This window comes from Pseudomonas sp. GCM10022186, from assembly GCF_042656385.1.
Taxonomy (GTDB): domain Bacteria; phylum Pseudomonadota; class Gammaproteobacteria; order Pseudomonadales; family Pseudomonadaceae; genus Metapseudomonas.
In genome coordinates, this window is sequence record NZ_JBHSOU010000060.1 from 162,368 (window position 1) to 177,406 (window position 15,039).

General features: G+C 67.2%; 15 protein-coding genes. 10 read left to right on the plus strand and 5 right to left on the minus strand.

The window, feature by feature from the left end:
- Positions 1–20 precede the first annotated feature (20 nt).
- Entirely contained in the window at positions 21–1,748 is a 1,728-nt protein-coding gene (locus ACFPU0_RS19760; protein ID WP_377694969.1) for a C13 family peptidase, read from the minus strand.
- An 86-nt stretch (positions 1,749–1,834) separates the two neighbouring features.
- Positions 1,835–2,290, minus strand: coding sequence for a MaoC family dehydratase (locus tag ACFPU0_RS19765; protein ID WP_377694970.1), 456 nt, complete (start codon positions 2,288–2,290; stop codon positions 1,835–1,837).
- A 218-nt stretch (positions 2,291–2,508) separates the two neighbouring features.
- Between ACFPU0_RS19765 and ACFPU0_RS19770 the strand changes: the two genes are divergently transcribed.
- From ACFPU0_RS19770 to ACFPU0_RS19780, 3 genes are read left to right on the plus strand one after another with little or no spacing between them, the layout of a single operon-like run.
- A complete protein-coding gene (locus ACFPU0_RS19770; protein ID WP_377694971.1) occupies positions 2,509–2,871 on the plus strand; it encodes a CidA/LrgA family protein in 363 nt (120 codons plus the stop codon).
- Positions 2,868–3,584 carry an LrgB family protein gene (locus tag ACFPU0_RS19775; RefSeq protein WP_377694972.1) on the plus strand — a complete coding sequence of 239 codons (717 nt, stop codon included), beginning with the start codon at positions 2,868–2,870 and terminating at the stop codon, positions 3,582–3,584. Before ACFPU0_RS19770 ends, ACFPU0_RS19775 begins: the two co-directional genes overlap by 4 nt.
- Positions 3,585–3,593: 9 nt before the next feature.
- Entirely contained in the window at positions 3,594–4,184 is a 591-nt protein-coding gene (locus ACFPU0_RS19780) for an LON peptidase substrate-binding domain-containing protein (RefSeq protein WP_377694973.1), read from the plus strand.
- Between the two features lie 409 nt (positions 4,185–4,593).
- On the opposite strand, the gene ACFPU0_RS19785 is transcribed toward ACFPU0_RS19780, so the two are convergent.
- Together ACFPU0_RS19785 and ACFPU0_RS19790 are read right to left on the minus strand one after the other, a co-directional pair.
- Positions 4,594–5,910 (minus strand): bifunctional DedA family/phosphatase PAP2 family protein, encoded by a 1,317-nt coding sequence (locus ACFPU0_RS19785; RefSeq protein ID WP_377694974.1) that lies wholly within the window; start codon positions 5,908–5,910, stop codon positions 4,594–4,596.
- Positions 5,907–6,617, minus strand: coding sequence for a DNA-3-methyladenine glycosylase (locus tag ACFPU0_RS19790; RefSeq protein WP_377694975.1), 711 nt, complete (start codon positions 6,615–6,617; stop codon positions 5,907–5,909). The genes ACFPU0_RS19785 and ACFPU0_RS19790 overlap by 4 nt, the downstream gene beginning before the upstream one ends.
- 116 nt (positions 6,618–6,733) lie before the next feature.
- On the opposite strand from ACFPU0_RS19790, the gene ACFPU0_RS19795 reads away from it, so the two are divergent.
- Positions 6,734–7,579 carry a class I SAM-dependent methyltransferase gene (locus ACFPU0_RS19795; RefSeq protein ID WP_377694976.1) on the plus strand — a complete coding sequence of 282 codons (846 nt, stop codon included), beginning with the start codon at positions 6,734–6,736 and terminating at the stop codon, positions 7,577–7,579.
- A gap of 145 nt (positions 7,580–7,724) precedes the next feature.
- Here ACFPU0_RS19795 and ACFPU0_RS19800 read toward each other — a convergent pair whose 3' ends face one another.
- The gene (locus tag ACFPU0_RS19800; protein ID WP_377694977.1) at positions 7,725–8,954 is read right to left on the minus strand and encodes an alpha/beta fold hydrolase; all 1,230 of its coding nucleotides are present in this window, start codon (positions 8,952–8,954) and stop codon (positions 7,725–7,727) included.
- 261 nt (positions 8,955–9,215) lie between these two features.
- On the opposite strand from ACFPU0_RS19800, the gene ACFPU0_RS19805 reads away from it, so the two are divergent.
- From ACFPU0_RS19805 to rodA, 6 genes are read left to right on the plus strand one after another with little or no spacing between them, the layout of a single operon-like run.
- A complete protein-coding gene (locus tag ACFPU0_RS19805; RefSeq protein WP_377694978.1) occupies positions 9,216–10,481 on the plus strand; it encodes a glutamate-5-semialdehyde dehydrogenase in 1,266 nt (421 codons plus the stop codon).
- The gene (gene nadD / locus ACFPU0_RS19810; RefSeq protein ID WP_377694979.1) at positions 10,481–11,125 is read left to right on the plus strand and encodes a nicotinate-nucleotide adenylyltransferase; all 645 of its coding nucleotides are present in this window, start codon (positions 10,481–10,483) and stop codon (positions 11,123–11,125) included. The genes ACFPU0_RS19805 and nadD overlap by 1 nt, the downstream gene beginning before the upstream one ends.
- A gap of 22 nt (positions 11,126–11,147) precedes the next feature.
- Positions 11,148–11,501, plus strand: a complete 354-nt coding sequence (rsfS, locus tag ACFPU0_RS19815) for a ribosome silencing factor (RefSeq protein WP_377694981.1) — start codon at positions 11,148–11,150, stop codon at positions 11,499–11,501.
- A 12-nt stretch (positions 11,502–11,513) separates the two neighbouring features.
- Complete coding sequence (rlmH, locus tag ACFPU0_RS19820) at positions 11,514–11,981, plus strand: 23S rRNA (pseudouridine(1915)-N(3))-methyltransferase RlmH (protein WP_044872302.1); 468 nt, start codon at positions 11,514–11,516, stop codon at positions 11,979–11,981.
- A gap of 9 nt (positions 11,982–11,990) precedes the next feature.
- On the plus strand, positions 11,991–13,889 hold the full coding sequence (gene mrdA / locus ACFPU0_RS19825; protein WP_377694983.1) for a penicillin-binding protein 2: 1,899 nt from the start codon (positions 11,991–11,993) through the stop codon (positions 13,887–13,889).
- The gene (gene rodA / locus ACFPU0_RS19830; RefSeq protein WP_377694984.1) at positions 13,886–15,031 is read left to right on the plus strand and encodes a rod shape-determining protein RodA; all 1,146 of its coding nucleotides are present in this window, start codon (positions 13,886–13,888) and stop codon (positions 15,029–15,031) included. Before mrdA ends, rodA begins: the two co-directional genes overlap by 4 nt.
- Positions 15,032–15,039: the final 8 nt, after the last annotated feature.

Genomic DNA, 15,039 nt, shown 5'->3' on the forward strand with positions numbered 1-15,039 from the left:
TCCGCTGATACAAACTGAGCTTAGTGGCTGCGGGCGGTTTTGTCGGGGCCCGCCTCGCTCTGCGCGGTCAGGGCCTGCTCGGCCTGGTGCTCGCGCATTGCCCGCCAGCGGGCGGTGACGGCCTTGGGCGCCCAGATCTGCGGCTCCGAGGCTTCGAAGTCGTCGGCCTTCTCGCGCTCCGCGACCTTTTCCCTGGCGATACCGAAGGCCCGTTCCAGGTCGTCGGTCTCGCTGAAGGCGTCGGCGAACAATGCGCGGCCGAAGTAGGTGAAGTCGTTCTCCTCGGAGCAGCCGAAGGAAACCCGGTCGGAGCGGGCAGCGGTCATGATCAGGGTCCTCTCATCCTTCAGGGGCGGGATGAAACCGCCGGAATAGCAGGCGGAGACCACCAGCACCTTGTACCTGTCCCTGAGCGGTGCGAGCAGGTTGGCGAGCTCCTGCGCCGGCAGGTGGCCCAACCGCAGGCCGGGCTGTTCCAGGGCCAGTTCGTGGGTCGGCGAGCCGTGACTGGTCAGGTAGATGAACACCAGGTCCTCCGGGCCGCTGCGTCGGGCGACGGCCTGGATGGCGCGGGACAGGCTTTCGCGGGTGGCCAGGGGGCGGTCGGCCATGTGCTCGCGGTGGTTGACCAGGGTGATCTGGCCGAAGGCGCCGAAGCGGTCGGCCAGCAGTTTCGACACGTAGTCCGCCTCGCGCAGGAAGACACTCTGGCGGCCGTCGCCGGCCAGGGCGATGGAGTAGAGCTCCACCGCCGGGGTGGACGCCGGCACGGCATCGATCGCCTGGTCGAGCAGGTGGCCCTGGGCCAGCAGGCCGAGCTCCAGCGGGTCGGGGAGGGCCTTGCCCTGTTCGTCGCGGATGCGCGTGCCGTCCTGCCAGACACCGGATTCGCGCTTGCCGCCGGGCTGGGTCAGGTTGCCGCTGCCGCTGTACAGGCCGTCATTGAAGTGGCCCTGGTAGCGGCTGCCGTCGGCCAGGGACAGCTTGCCTTCGCCCTGGTAGCGCCAGTGCTTGAAATGACCCTGGTAGTGACTGCCGTCGGCACCGATGAATTCGCCCTGGCCGACCAGGTTGCCTTCCTTGAACCTGCCGCTCCAGACGTCGCCGTCGGCGCTGCTGAAGCGGCCCTTGCCGTCGAACAGGCTGTTCTTGAACTCGCCGATGTAGTGGGAACCGTCTTCGCCCTGGTAGGCGCCCTGGCCTTCCAGTTGACCGCGGTGGAAGCGGCCGCTGAAGCGATTGCCGGCCTCGTCGGTGCGCACCCCTTCGCCATCCGGCTGTCCGGCGCTGAAGAGACCCTGGTGATTGCTGCCGTCGGGCCATTCGAGGATGCCGAAACCATGGTACTTGTCGCCGCGGAATTGCCCGCGGTAGGTGATGCCGCTCTGGCGCAGGGTGCCTTCGCCGTCGAACTGATTGTGGGCGAAGCCGCCCTCGTAGGTGGTGCCGTTGCCATAGGCGAGGCGCCCCTGGCCATGGAACAGGCCGGCGCGGAATTCGCCGACATAGACCAGGCCATTGGGGCCGTGCCATTCGCCCTGTCCTTCGGGTTGGCCGTCCTTGAACTGTCCCTCGAACCAGGTGCCGTTGTTGTAGTCCAGGCGCCCCGGGCCCTGCAGCAGGCCGTCGACCAACTCGCCGCGATAGCGGGAGCCATCCGGCAGGCGGGCGTCCGGCGGGGTCAGGGGTTCCCCTTCGCCACAGGCCGCGAGCAGCAGGGCGAAGGTGAGGGGCAGAAGCGGCTTCATCGGGGGTCCTTGCGCAGGCATCTGCCCATCAGTGTGGCGCAAAAAAGCCCGCTATTGCGGGCTTTTTTGGGCGGACGGCTTCTGGCTCAGACGAAGCAGAGGCTCAGGGACTCGGCGATATAGGCGGGCTTCTGCTGGCCTTCGATCTCCAGGGTGCAGAGGGCCTTGATCAGCCATTGGCCGGGATTCTTCTCGGTGACGTCGATCACCTTCACGGCCAGGCGCACGCGGGAATCCACCTTCACCGGCTGGATGAAGCGCACGGTGTCGAGGCCGTAGTTGACCACCATCTTCACGCCTTCGGGCATGACCAGCAGGCCGTCGATCAGCTTGGGAATCAGCGACAGGCTGAGGAAACCGTGGGCGATGGTGGAGCCGAAGGGGGTCTGCTTGGCGCGCTCCGGATCGACGTGGATGAACTGGTGGTCTTCGGTGCACTCGGCGAACTGGTTGATGCGTTGCTGATCAATGGTTACCCAGTCCGAGTGCCCCAGTTCCTTGCCAACGTAGTTCTTCAGTTCCGCTACTGGTACGAACGCCATACGTCATCCTCCGTGGATGCAGTGTTGTAATAATTCTTCTGGTGCGGGGTCCGGCCGCCCCGTCTTGCGTGCAGGGCGTAGATCAACATGCCTGGGTGGACCGGTCAAGGTGCAATGGCCCCTGCGAATGGCGGGTTATAGCGCGGCTATGGGCGGGCCTATAATGCCCCCGTCCCGGCCGAGGCGTGCCTGGCCGGGCCTCACCCATGGAGATTTTCATGCTGTTGCGCGGACTGACCTGGCTGGTGCTGTTCCAGCTGATCGGCAGCGGGCTCAACGCCCTGTTCCTGTCCATGCTGCCCGGACCCATCATCGGTCTGGTGCTGCTGTTCTGTTACCTCCTGGCCCGAGGCGAGGTGAGCGAGCCGCTGAGCCTGGCCGCCAGCAGCCTGCTGCGCTACCTGCCGTTGCTGCTGGTGCCGCCGGCGGTGGGCGTGATGGTCTACGCCACGGCCATCTGGGCCGACTTCTGGGCCATAGTCGGCGTCCTGGTACTGTCCCTGCTGGTTACCTTCGTCTTCTGCGGCTGGCTGATGCAGAAACTCATCGAGCGCCAGGGGCGCCATCGGGAGGAGCCATGAGCGCCAGCTGGCAGGCCGCCGTCGATGCGGTGGTGCACCATCCCCTGTTCGGCTTCGGCATGACCCTGGCGGCGTACCAGCTGGCGCTGGCCGCTTACGAGAAGACCCGCTGGGTGTTCCTGCAGCCGGTGCTGCTGTCCATGCTGCTGTTGATCGGCGTGCTGCTGGCCTTCGGCATCGGTTACCAGGAATACCGCCAGAGCACCCAGCTGCTGACGGTCTTCCTCGGCCCGGCCACCGTCGCCCTGGCGGTGCCGCTGTTTCTCAACCTGCGGCGGATTCGCCAGCTGTTCTGGCCCACGCTGCTGACGCTGGTGTTCGGTGGGGTCTTCGCTACGCTGTCGGTAGCACTGCTGGGCTGGTGGTTCGGCACCGAACAGATGGTGCTGATGACGCTGCTGCCGAAGTCGGTGACCTCGCCCATCGCCATGCTGGTGGCCGAGCAGCTCGGCGGCGTGGCCGCCCTGGCGGCGGTGTTCGTGCTGATCACCGGCGTGCTCGGCGCCATACTGGGGCCGGAATTGCTGCGCCGCTGCGGCGTTCATCACCCGGCCGCCCAGGGCATGGCCCTGGGGCTCACCGCCCATGCCGTAGGTACCGCACGGGCGCTGCAGGAAGGTGAGGAGTGCGGTGCCTTCGCCGCCCTGGCGATGAGTCTGATGGGCGTCGCCACCGCGGTCCTGCTGCCCCTGGCCGTTGCCATGATTGCTTGAGGTCGATGCATGAAGTTGCCGTTGTTTCCGCTCAACACCGTGCTGTTCCCGGGTTGCACCCTGGACCTGCAGATCTTCGAGGCGCGCTACCTGGACATGGTCGGGCGCTGCATGAAACAGGGGGAAGGGTTCGGCGTGGTCTGCATCCTCGAGGGCCAGGAAGTGGGCGAGGCCGCCAGCCGCTTCGCCGCCATCGGTTGCGAGGCATTGATCCGCGACTGGCAGCAGCGGCCGAACGGCCTGCTGGGTATCCGGGTCGAGGGCGGCCGGCGCTTCCATGTCAGCTCGGCCGAGGTGCTGCGCGACCAGCTGACCCTGGCCGAGGTGGAGTGGCTGGTCGATGAGCCCGAGCGGCCGCTGCGGGCGCAGCACGCCGATCTGGCGGCGCTGCTCAATGCGCTGGCCGAGCACCCCATGGTGCAGGGGCTGGGCATGGGCGGTGTGGTGGAGGGGCAGCAGGCCCTGGCCAACCAGCTGGCCTACCTGCTGCCGTTTCACCTGAAGGAAAAGCTGCACCTGCTGACCCTGACCGATCCCGACGAGCGCCTGGACTTCCTGCAAGGCCTGCTCGATCAGCTCCAGGGCGAATCCATCGCCTGATCCGTGGCTGGGTATTTTCGCTCTGACCTGCGCGGCCCGCACCAACCTATGGCAGGACTGCGTCCTGCTTGGCGAATGAATTCGCCCCTACAAGTAAACATCCACGTTTGTAGAACGTGGACTTGCTTTTGGCCCCCTGGAAGGGGGCGAATCCTCCCCCGTGCACAAGACCGCCCCCTTTCGCCTGGCCTGGACCGTAGGGTGCGCTGCGCGCACCGATTCCGGGATCGGCTTCGGCACCACGTCAAACCGCCGGTGCGCACGGCGCACCCTACCGGATCGGCTTCATCCTGCCAGCCCGGACATTCGAATCGTCACAGGCAGAGCCGATGACTCATGACCACGTCCCAAGGACGTGGTTTCCCAAGTGCAAATGAATTCGCCCCTACAGGAGCCTGGCAGCCATCGCCTAGTAGCTGTAGCGCGCCAGGGCTTCCGGCAGCGCCCAGGTGGCGACGCCGCCGAGCAGGGCCAGACAGGCCGGCAGCACCAGCAACCATACCCGCGGGCTCATGGCCGTCAGGGGCGCCGCACGCTGCATCAGCGCCAGGCCGGCAGCCGTGATGCCACCGGCCAGCAGCGCGCCGGCGATGATGTCGGTGGGCCAGTGTACGCCGAGGTAGACTCGCGACAGGGCGATGGCCAGGGCTGGCAGGCAGGCCAGCAGCAGCCAGGTCAGGCGCAGGCGCCCCGGCTGGCCGCGACCGGCGAGAATCCCCAGGACCAGGAAGAAGGCGAAGGCCGCCGAGCTGTGGCCGCTGGGGAAGCTGAAGGTGCTCAGCGGCTCGCTGAGCACCTCCGGCCTGGCCCGTGCGAAGAGGTGCTTGAGGCCGGTGTTGGCCAGTGCCGTGGCCACCAGGGCGCCGATGGTGAAGCAGGCCGGGCGCCATTGGCGCAGTGCCAGCAGCAGGGCGGCGAGCAGGGCACCGGCGAGGAGTTGGGTGCTGAAGTCGCCCATGCGGGTGATCAGCACCATCAGCCGGTCCAGGCTGGCGTTGCGCTGCTCCTGGATCAGCGCCATCAGGCCCTGGTCCAGCGCCTGCAGGTGCGGCCAGCCGATCAGCATGGCGCCGAGGGCGGCCAGGCACAGCACGGCTGCCAGCGGATTGGCCGAGCGCTTTTCCTGCAGGGTGCTGTGGATGATCAGGCCGAGCACGGCCGCCACCACCACGATCACCACCCCGGCCTCGCCCCAGAAGCCTTCCGGCAGCGGCAGGCGCAGGGCGGCACCGGTGGCCCAGCCGGGTACCAGGTAGGCCACTGCCCAGCCGGCGGCGGCCAGCATGCTCACCGCGACGAAGCGCGGGAAGGGCATGTCGAGCATGCCCGCCACCATCGGTAGCATGGGTCGCAGCGGGCCGATGTAGCGGCCCACCAGCAGGCTGGCGACGCCGTAGCGATGGAAGTAGTTCTCGGCGCCGCTGATCCACTCCGGGTGATCGCGCAGCAGGGGCAGGCGCCGGATATTCTGGTGGAAGCGTCGGCCCAGGCCGTAGGAGATCAGGTCGCCCAGCAGGCCACCGATATACGCCAGCGCCAGGGTTTCCCAGAGTTCCAGGGCACCGCTGCCCGCCATCACCCCGACGGCGAAGAGCAGGGCGACACCGGGGACCACGATCCCGGCGATGGCCAGGCACTCGATGCAGGCGATCAGGAAGATGGCCAGGCCCAGCCACTCCGGGTTGGCGCCCAGCCAGGCGGTGGCCTGGTCGAACCATTGGCTCATGGGTGGATGTCCTCGATCAGCTGGTAGTCGCGTCCTTCGACCTGGCCGCGGCGCAGCGGGTTGCGCGTGCAGAAGCGGGCATAGCCGGCATCGACGAAACGGTAGGGCAGGTGTTCGTCACGGCCGTGGGGGATGCCCAGGCGTGAGGTCTGGATGATGGTAGTTGGGCGTTCGCCGACGTCCTCGACGAACAGACGTTGCCAGTCGAAGCGCTGGCCGTCCCAGTCCGGCACCTTCAGGCCGAGGGCCCTGCACAGCAGGGTCTGCCCCGAGCAGAGGCGCTCGGACGGGCGTGGCCCGCCCTGGGCGTCGGGGTTGTTGCGCTGCATGGCGGCCAGGGCATCGGCGGGGGAGATGGCATCCACCCAGGGGTGGCCGGACTTGATCAGCACCGCGTTGCCGGCGCCATGGGCGCTGAAGTTCAGCGAGTCGCCGCCACGGGCGTAGTACATATAGATGTGCCCGCCATCGAGGAACAGCGCCCGGCGCTTGTGGGTGTAGCCGAGGGAGGCGTGGCTGCCCTTGTCCACCAGGTAGTAGGCCTCGGTTTCGATGATGCGCGCGGACAGCCAGAGGCCATCCATGCGGTGGCGGATCACCTTGCCCAGCAGTTCCCGAGCCACCAGCTGGGCGTCGCGGTCGAAGAAGGTGTCCGTCAGCGGGCGGGCACCGGGCCAGGGCAAACTTAGGATGGGATCGCGGGGCATGGGGGTGTCGCTGGGTTCCGGCTGGGAATAGGCTGGCGATTATACGGAAGCCATGCTGAGCCGAAGCTGAAGCCCGGCGTCGGAATCGTCACGCAAGATAACAAGAGCCCGTCGCCATGTCCCGAGCCGCCCGCGTCGACAGTGCCCATATCACCCCCAGCGCCCACTACACCGGTTACGTCTGGTATCGCCACCAGCTGGCCGAGGAATCCTTCGTCACACCGTTCGGGCGTTTCGCCCATGCCGCGCTGACGCCGCTCAGCTGGGGCGCACGCCTGGCCTTCGGGCTGGACGTGGAGCGTTTCCTGCTGCAGCGCCACCTGCTGATCGACGCCCTGCTGCGCGAGGCCATCGAGCAAGGCGGGGTGCGCCAGGTGGTGGAAATCGCCTGCGGCCTGTCGCCCCGGGGGCGGCGCTTCTGCAGCCACTACCCCGACCTGCGCTACCTGGAGGCCGACCTGCCGCCCATGGCGGCGCGCAAGCGCCTGCTGCTGCATGAGGAAGGCTGGCTGGATGCGCGGCACCAGGTGCGTCCTGTGGATATCCTTGCCGAGCAGGGCGGCAATGACCTGCAGCTGCTGTTTTCCGGACTGGACCGCGAAGCGCCCGTGCTGGTGATCACCGAAGGGCTGGTGAACTACTTCGAACGGCCGGTGATCGAGTCCTTCTGGACAAGGCTGGCGACGCAGATGAGCCGGTTCCCTGGCGCCACCTATCTCACCGACCTCTATCCGGACCTGCACGAGCACCCACGCTATCGCCAGCTGCGCTGGGGCATCGACCTGGTGGGCCGGCTGACCCGTGGCAGCTACCACCTGCATTACCGGGATGAGGCGGCCATCGTCCAGGGCTTCATGGCCTGTGGCTTCGGTGAGGTGCGGGTGCATGAGCCGAAGGAATTGGATGCCGCTCCGCAGGACGCCGGGCCGGCGTTGGTGCGGGTGGTCGAAGCGCAGGTGTGATACCGGGATTGACCAGGGCATGGACCTCTGTGGGGGCGAATTCATTCGCTAACCGATCCGCAGAACCGGCCTTCAGACCTCCAGGGGTACGCGTCGCGTCCCTTTGCGAATGAATTCGCCCCCACAAAAAAAGAAGCGCGCCGACTCAGGCGCAGGAGAATGCGCGGATTTCCGTTTGTCCCACCTGGGCCGCCAGGGCGTCGCTCGCCGTGGCCTCGGTGTGGGTGAACATCAGCGCCAGGCTGTCGCCATCCCGCCGCAGGGGAAGCAGGTCGAGGGGCGGCAGGCCGCCAGCCTGCAGGCTCCAGCCACGGGATGGCAGGTCGGTCGGCAGGTCCCCCTGTAGCAGGCCGCCGAAGAAGCCCAGTTCGCAGACCTCCACTGAAAGTTCACCCGCCTCGGCGTGCCGCAACCGACCGCGCCGGTTCAGCGGTGCCACCCGGGGCTCCTGGCGCCGCTCCAGGTGGTCCAGGCGGCTGCGCGAGAGGCGCGTGGCGCCCGGGCTGGCCAGGGGCAGGGCGGCGCCCTGGAGGAACGGACGGTAGAAGCTGGCGCAAGCCTCGCGTTGCTCGAACTGGGCCAGGTGGTCGCCATTGTGGATCAGCGCGCAATCGGCATCGGCGCAGGCGGCGGCGAATCCGGCGTGCTCCCAGGGCTGGGTGAAGTGATCGTATTCACCGGCCAGGACCAGGGTGGGGCAGCCCGGGTGCCGGTCGAAGCCGGTGAAATCCAGCAATCGGCGGCTATTCTGCAGGTAACGTTCGACTTCCTGTGGGGAAAGGCGCTGCATCTGCCGTAAAAGCGTCTTGCGAAAGGTCTGCGAGACACCGGTCTCTTCCAGGCGCAGGGGGTTGATCAGGCTGGTCAGCGCCCCCTGGGCGAAGCGCTGGGCCTGGTTCTCGGCCAGCAGGTCCAGACCTTCCTCGAGCATGCGTCGCGCACCGGGGCGGCCGAAGGCGGTGATGCCCGCCAGCAGCAGGCGCGCACAACAGCGGGGATGGCGCACGGCGAACAGCGCCGCCAGGGCCGAGCCATAGGACAGGCCGATGGGCATCAGGGGCGGCAGCCGCAGTTCCTCGGCGAAGGCGGCGATCAGGTCGGCCAGCTGTTCCAGGGAGAGTTCCGGCGCCAGCTGCAGGTTGCCGCCCTGGCCGGGCAGGTCGAGGAGAATCACCGGGTGGTGCGGCAACAGTTCCTGCACTTCGGCGCCGAAGGAGCGGAAGCTCTGGAACGCGCCGCCGAGCATCAGTACCGGTTCGCGGCCGTCCTCGGCGTGGCGGGAGAAGGCCTGGTAATGCAGGGACCAGGCGCCGATCCGGAGGATGCGGGGGGCATCGGCCAACCGCTGCGGGGCGAAGTCGGTCTGGTAACGCATGGCGGGTTCTCCGGCGCCGGGGCGCTTCTTGTTCTTCTGCGACGACTGCGAAGGCAAGGTAAACGGCGCGGCCGCCTTTGGTTACCCAACCTTCGAGCGGCGGGGCCGGCCGGGTGTCACCTTCCCGGCCGCGGCCCGCCAGGGCGGGGGGGCTCTGTCGTTACCGCTAGGTGGCCCGTCTACCATCCGCCCGGCGCCGCTGGGCGCGGACGAGCGCGGTCGCTATAATCAGCCGCTTTCCCTTCGCCAGAACCCGAGACCATGACCGAGTCCGTTCTCGATTACATGACCCGCCTGGGCCGCGCCGCACGCGCCGCCTCGCGCGTGGCCGCCCGTGCCAGCACCGCGCAGAAGAACCGCGCCCTGCTGGCTGCCGCCGATGCCCTGGACGCCGCCCGTGGCGAGCTGTCCGCCGCCAACGAGCAGGACCTGGCCAATGGCCGGGCCAATGGCCTGGAGCCAGCCATGCTCGACCGCCTGGCCCTGACCCCGGCGCGCATCGACGACATGATCGAGGGCCTGCGTCAGGTCGCCACCCTGCCCGACCCCATCGGCGAGATCCGTGACATGCGTTACCTGCCGTCCGGTATCCAGGTAGGCAAGATGCGTGTGCCGCTGGGCGTGATCGGCATCATCTACGAGTCGCGTCCCAACGTGACCATCGATGCCGCCAGCCTGTGCCTGAAATCCGGCAACGCCACCATCCTGCGCGGCGGCTCCGAGGCCATCCATTCCAATCAGGCCATCGCCGCCTGCATCCAGAAGGGCCTGGCCGAGGCCGGCCTGCCCAGCGAGCTGGTGCAAGTGGTGGAAACCACCGACCGTGCCGCCGTGGGCGCGCTGATCAGCATGCCGGAATACGTCGACGTGATCGTTCCGCGCGGCGGCAAGGGCCTGATCGAGCGCATCAGCCGCGAAGCCAAGGTGCCGGTGATCAAGCACCTGGACGGCATCTGCCACGTCTATATCGACGTCGCCGCCGACCTGGACAAGGCGATCCGCGTGGCGGACAACGCCAAGACCCAGCGCTACGCGCCGTGCAACACCATGGAAACCCTGCTGGTGCACAGCGGCATCGCCGAGCGCGTACTGCCGCCGCTGGCCGCCATCTACCGCGACAAGGGCGTGGAACTGCGTGGCGATGCCGCCACCCGCGCGCTGCTGGGCAACGACGTGCTGGAAACGACCGAGGAAGACTGGCGCACCGAATACAACGCGCCGATCCTCTCGATCCGCATCGTCGACGGCCTCGACCAGGCCATCGAACACATCAACACCTACGGCTCGCAGCACACCGACGCCATCATCACCGAGAACTTCAGCGACGCGCGGCGCTTCCTCACCGAGGTGGATTCCGCTTCGGTGATGGTCAATGCCTCGACCCGCTTCGCCGATGGCTTCGAGTACGGCCTGGGGGCGGAGATCGGCATTTCCACCGACAAGCTGCACGCTCGTGGCCCGGTCGGCCTGGAAGGCCTGACCAGCGAGAAGTACGTGGTCTTCGGCGACGGTCACGTACGCACCTGATGGGCAAGCGCATCGGCCTCTTCGGCGGCACCTTCGATCCCGTGCACATAGGTCACCTGCGGGGTGCCCTGGAAGTGGCCGAGCAGTTCGGCTTCGACGAATTGCGCCTGATCCCCAGCGCGCGTCCGCCGCATCGCGAGACTCCGCAGGTGTCGGCAAGCCAGCGCCTGGAGATGGTCCGGCTGGCGGTCGAAGGCGTCGTGCCGCTGGCGGTGGACGATCGCGAGCTCAAGCGCGAGCGGCCGTCCTGGACCATCGAGACCCTGGAGTCCCTGCGCGCCGAGCTGGACGCCGAGGACCAGTTGTTCCTGCTGGTGGGCTGGGACGCCTTCTGCGGGCTGCCGACCTGGCATCGCTGGAGCGAGCTGCTGGACCACTGCCACATCCTGGTCCTGCAGCGCCCCGATGCCGACAGCGAGCCGCCGGAAACCCTGCGCGACCTGCTGGCCGCGCGCAGCGCGGCCGACCCGCACGCCCTGCAGGGACCGTCCGGACAGATCGCCTTCGTCTGGCAGACGCCCCTGGCGATTTCCGCCACCCAGATCCGCCAATTGCTGGGGGAGGGGCGCTCGGTGCGCTTTCTCGTGCCCGACGCCGTATTGGCCTACATCCATGCGCACGATCTGTACCGTGCGCCGAACTGATTCACTGAGGTAGTTGAACCCGATGCAAAACGAAGAACTCGTCAAGGTCGCCATCGCGGCCCTGGAAGACCTGAAGGGTCAGGAAATCACCACCATCGACGTGCGTGGCAAGACCAGCATCACCGATTTCATGGTGATCGCCAGCGGCACCTCCGGTCGCCATGTGAAGTCCATGGCCGAAAACGTGCTGGAGAAGGTCAAGGAAAAAGGCGTGCGCCCGCTGGGCAGCGAAGGCCTGGACGGCGGTGAATGGGCCCTGCTGGACCTGGGCGATGTGGTGGTGCACGTGATGCAGGTGGCCACCCGCCAGTTCTACGACCTGGAGCGCCTGTGGCAAGGCGCCGAGCAGAGCCGCGCCCACCACCACCACGAGTAAGCGGGGCATCCCTTGCGTCTTCGTCTTATCGCGGTCGGCACGCGCATGCCGCGCTGGGTGGAAGAGGGCTGGCACGAGTACGTCAAGCGCCTGCCGTCCGAGCTCAGCCTGGAGCTGGTGGAAATCCCCCTGACCACGCGCGGCAAGAACGCCGACGTCGCAAGGATGATCCGCCAGGAGGGCGAGGCCATGCTGGCCAAGGTGCAGCCGGGGGAACGCATCGTCACCCTGGAAGTCCAAGGTCGGCCCTGGAGCACCGAGCAGCTGGCGGCCGAGCTGGATCGCTGGCGCCTGGATTCGCGCACCGTGAACCTCATGGTCGGCGGCCCGGAAGGGCTGGCGCCGGAGGTCTGCGCCCGCAGCGAGCAGCGCTGGTCGCTGTCGCCGCTGACGCTGCCGCATCCCTTGGTCCGCATCCTCATCGGCGAGCAGATCTACCGAGCCTGGACCGTGCTGTCCGGCCACCCCTACCACAAGTAAGCCCTGGTCATGCCGCAACCGATTCGCCTGAAAGACCACGAAAAGGACGCACGCCTGGTGCGCCAGCGGGTAATCGTGGGCGCGGTGGCGGTATTGATGCTGACCTGCGCGCTGATCGCCCGCCTGTATTACCTGCAGGTGATCCAGTACGAGTACCACTCGGCCCAGTCCGAGAAGAATCGAATCCACGTGCAGCCGATTCCGCCCACCCGTGGGCTGATCTTCGACCGCAATGGCGTGATCATCGCCGACAACCGGCCCAGCTTCAGCCTCAGCGTCACCCGCGAACGCGGCGGCGACTGGCAGAAGACCCTGGATGTGATCGTCGAGGTGCTGCAGCTGACTCCGGATGACCGTGCGCTGTTCGAAAAGCGCATGAAACAGGGGCGAAGGCCCTTTGAACCTGTGCCCATCCTCTTCGAACTCACCGAAGAGCAGATCGCCAGGATCGCGGTGAACCAATTCCGCCTGCCCGGTGTGGAAGTGGTGGCGCAGCTGGTGCGGCACTACCCGCAGGGTGCGCATTTCGCCCATTCGGTGGGCTATGTGGGGCGGATCAACGAGAAGGAGCTCAAGCAGCTCGATCCGACCAACTACGCCGGTACCCACCATATCGGCAAGACCGGCATCGAGCGCTTCTACGAAGCGCAGCTGCACGGCGAGGTGGGCTACGAGGAAGTCGAGACCAATGCCCGTGGCCGGGTGCTGCGGGTGCTCAAGCGCACCGACCCCAGGCCCGGCAGGGACCTGGTGCTGACCCTCGATGTGCGCCTGCAGGAGGCCGCCGAGCAGGCCCTGGCCGGCCGCCGTGGCGCCATCGTCGCCATCGAGCCGTCCAGCGGAGATGTGCTGGCCATGGTCAGCCAGCCGAGCTTCGACCCCAATCCCTTCGTCACCGGCATCAGCTTCAAGGCCTATGCCGAGCTGCGCGACTCCATCGACCGGCCGCTGTACAACCGGGTGCTGCGCGGCCTCTACCCGCCGGGCTCGACCATCAAGCCGATGGTGGCGGTGTCCGGCCTGGACGCCGGCGTGGTGACCCCGGCTTCGCGGGTCTTCGATCCGGGTTTCTACCAGCTGCCGAACTACGACCACAAGTACCGCAACTGGAACCGCTCCGGTGACGGCTGGGTGAATATGGAAACCGCGATCATGCGGTCGAATGACACCTACTTCTACGATCTTGCGCACAAGATGGGCATAGATCGGCTGCACGACTACATGAGCCGCTTCGGCTTCGGCCAGCGCGTGGCCCTGGACATGTTCGAGGAATCGGCCGGCCTGATGCCGTCCCGCGAGTGGAAACGTGCCCGCTACCGCCAGGCCTGGTATCCGGGGGAAACCCTGATCCTCGGCATCGGCCAGGGCTACATGCAGGCCACGCCGCTGCAACTGGCCCAGGCCGCGGCGCTGATGGCCAACCGTGGCAAGTGGATCCGCCCGCACCTGGCCAAGACCATCGAAGGCCAGTTGCCGGTGGACCCGAGCCCGATGCCGGACATCGTCCTGCGCGACCCGAAATACTGGGACTACGGCCGCGTCGGCATGGAACAGGTGGTCCACGGCGCCCGCGGCACCGCGCACAAGGTAGGGGCCAAGTCGGTCTACCGCATCGCCGGCAAGTCCGGTACCGCCCAGGTGGTGGCCATCAAGCAGGGCGAGAAGTACGACCGCAACAAGCTTCAGGAGCGCCATCGCGACCACGCCCTGTTCGTCGCCTTCGCCCCCGCCGACGACCCGAAGATCGCCGTGGCGGTGATGGTGGAGAACGGCGAGTCCGGTTCCGGCGTCGCCGCCCCGGTGGTCAAGCAGGTGATGGATGCCTGGCTGCTCGGCGAAGACGGCCAGTTGAAACCCGAGTTCCGCCCACCGCAGCCGCTGGCTGAGCAGCAGAGCGCCAACCGATGAACAGCAACTTCGATCGCACCATCTCCCAGGAGGACGTGCTCAAGCGCCGTGCCACCCTGCTGCAGCGCATGCACATCGATGGCTGGCTGCTGCTGATCCTCCTGTTGCTGGCCGCCGGCAGCCTGTTCGTCCTCTATTCGGCCAGCGGCAAGCACTGGGAGCTGTTGATGAAGCAGGCCAGCTCGTTCGGGCTGGGGCTCGGCGCCATGATCGTCATCGCCCAGTTCGAACCGCGCTTCATGGCGCGCTGGGTGCCCCTGGGCTACGTGGTGGGCGTGGCCCTGCTGATGGCGGTGGAGGTCATGGGCCACACCGCCATGGGGGCGACGCGCTGGATCAACATTCCCGGCGTCATCCGTTTCCAGCCTTCGGAATTCATGAAGATCATCATGCCGGCGACCATCGCCTGGTACCTGTCGCGGCACAACCTGCCGCCCAAGCTCAGGCACATCGCCATCAGCCTGGTGCTGATCCTGGTCCCCTTCGTGCTGATCCTGAAGCAGCCCGATCTCGGCACCGCGATGCTGATCCTCGCCTCGGGCGCCTTCGTGCTCTTCATGGCCGGCCTGCAGTGGCGCTGGATCCTCGGCGCGGTGGCGGCCGTGGTGCCCATCGCGGTCGCCATGTGGTACTTCGTGCTGCACGACTACCAGAAGCAGCGGGTGCTGACCTTCCTCGACCCGGAGAGCGACCCGCTGGGTACCGGCTGGAACATCATCCAGTCGAAGGCGGCCATCGGTTCGGGCGGGGTGTTCGGCAAGGGCTGGCTGCTGGGCACCCAGTCGCACCTGGATTTTTTGCCCGAAAGCCACACGGACTTTATCATTGCGGTCCTCGGCGAAGAGTTCGGCCTGGTGGGCGCCTGCCTGCTGCTGTTGGTCTACCTGCTCCTGATCGGCCGCGGCCTGGTGATCACCGCCCAGGCCCAGACCCTGTTCGGCAAGCTGCTGGCGGGCAGCCTGACCATGACCTTCTTCGTATACGTGTTCGTCAACATCGGCATGGTCAGCGGACTCTTGCCGGTCGTGGGGGTACCCCTGCCCTTCATCAGCTACGGCGGAACCCACCTGGTGACGCTGCTGTCCGGGTTCGGGGTATTGATGGCGATTCATACCCATCGCAAGTGGATCGCCCAGGTTTGAAACGAGTG

Coding starts and splice junctions, on each gene's coding strand:
- ACFPU0_RS19760 (WP_377694969.1), bottom strand. CDS start 1,748: ATGAAGCCGCTTCTGCCCCTCACCTTCGCCCTGCTGCTCGCGGCCTGT.
- ACFPU0_RS19765 (WP_377694970.1), bottom strand. CDS start 2,290: ATGGCGTTCGTACCAGTAGCGGAACTGAAGAACTACGTTGGCAAGGAA.
- ACFPU0_RS19770 (WP_377694971.1), top strand. CDS start 2,509: ATGCTGTTGCGCGGACTGACCTGGCTGGTGCTGTTCCAGCTGATCGGC.
- ACFPU0_RS19775 (WP_377694972.1), top strand. CDS start 2,868: ATGAGCGCCAGCTGGCAGGCCGCCGTCGATGCGGTGGTGCACCATCCC.
- ACFPU0_RS19780 (WP_377694973.1), top strand. CDS start 3,594: ATGAAGTTGCCGTTGTTTCCGCTCAACACCGTGCTGTTCCCGGGTTGC.
- ACFPU0_RS19785 (WP_377694974.1), bottom strand. CDS start 5,910: ATGAGCCAATGGTTCGACCAGGCCACCGCCTGGCTGGGCGCCAACCCG.
- ACFPU0_RS19790 (WP_377694975.1), bottom strand. CDS start 6,617: ATGCCCCGCGATCCCATCCTAAGTTTGCCCTGGCCCGGTGCCCGCCCG.
- ACFPU0_RS19795 (WP_377694976.1), top strand. CDS start 6,734: ATGTCCCGAGCCGCCCGCGTCGACAGTGCCCATATCACCCCCAGCGCC.
- ACFPU0_RS19800 (WP_377694977.1), bottom strand. CDS start 8,954: ATGCGTTACCAGACCGACTTCGCCCCGCAGCGGTTGGCCGATGCCCCC.
- ACFPU0_RS19805 (WP_377694978.1), top strand. CDS start 9,216: ATGACCGAGTCCGTTCTCGATTACATGACCCGCCTGGGCCGCGCCGCA.
- nadD (WP_377694979.1), top strand. CDS start 10,481: ATGGGCAAGCGCATCGGCCTCTTCGGCGGCACCTTCGATCCCGTGCAC.
- rsfS (WP_377694981.1), top strand. CDS start 11,148: ATGCAAAACGAAGAACTCGTCAAGGTCGCCATCGCGGCCCTGGAAGAC.
- mrdA (WP_377694983.1), top strand. CDS start 11,991: ATGCCGCAACCGATTCGCCTGAAAGACCACGAAAAGGACGCACGCCTG.
- rodA (WP_377694984.1), top strand. CDS start 13,886: ATGAACAGCAACTTCGATCGCACCATCTCCCAGGAGGACGTGCTCAAG.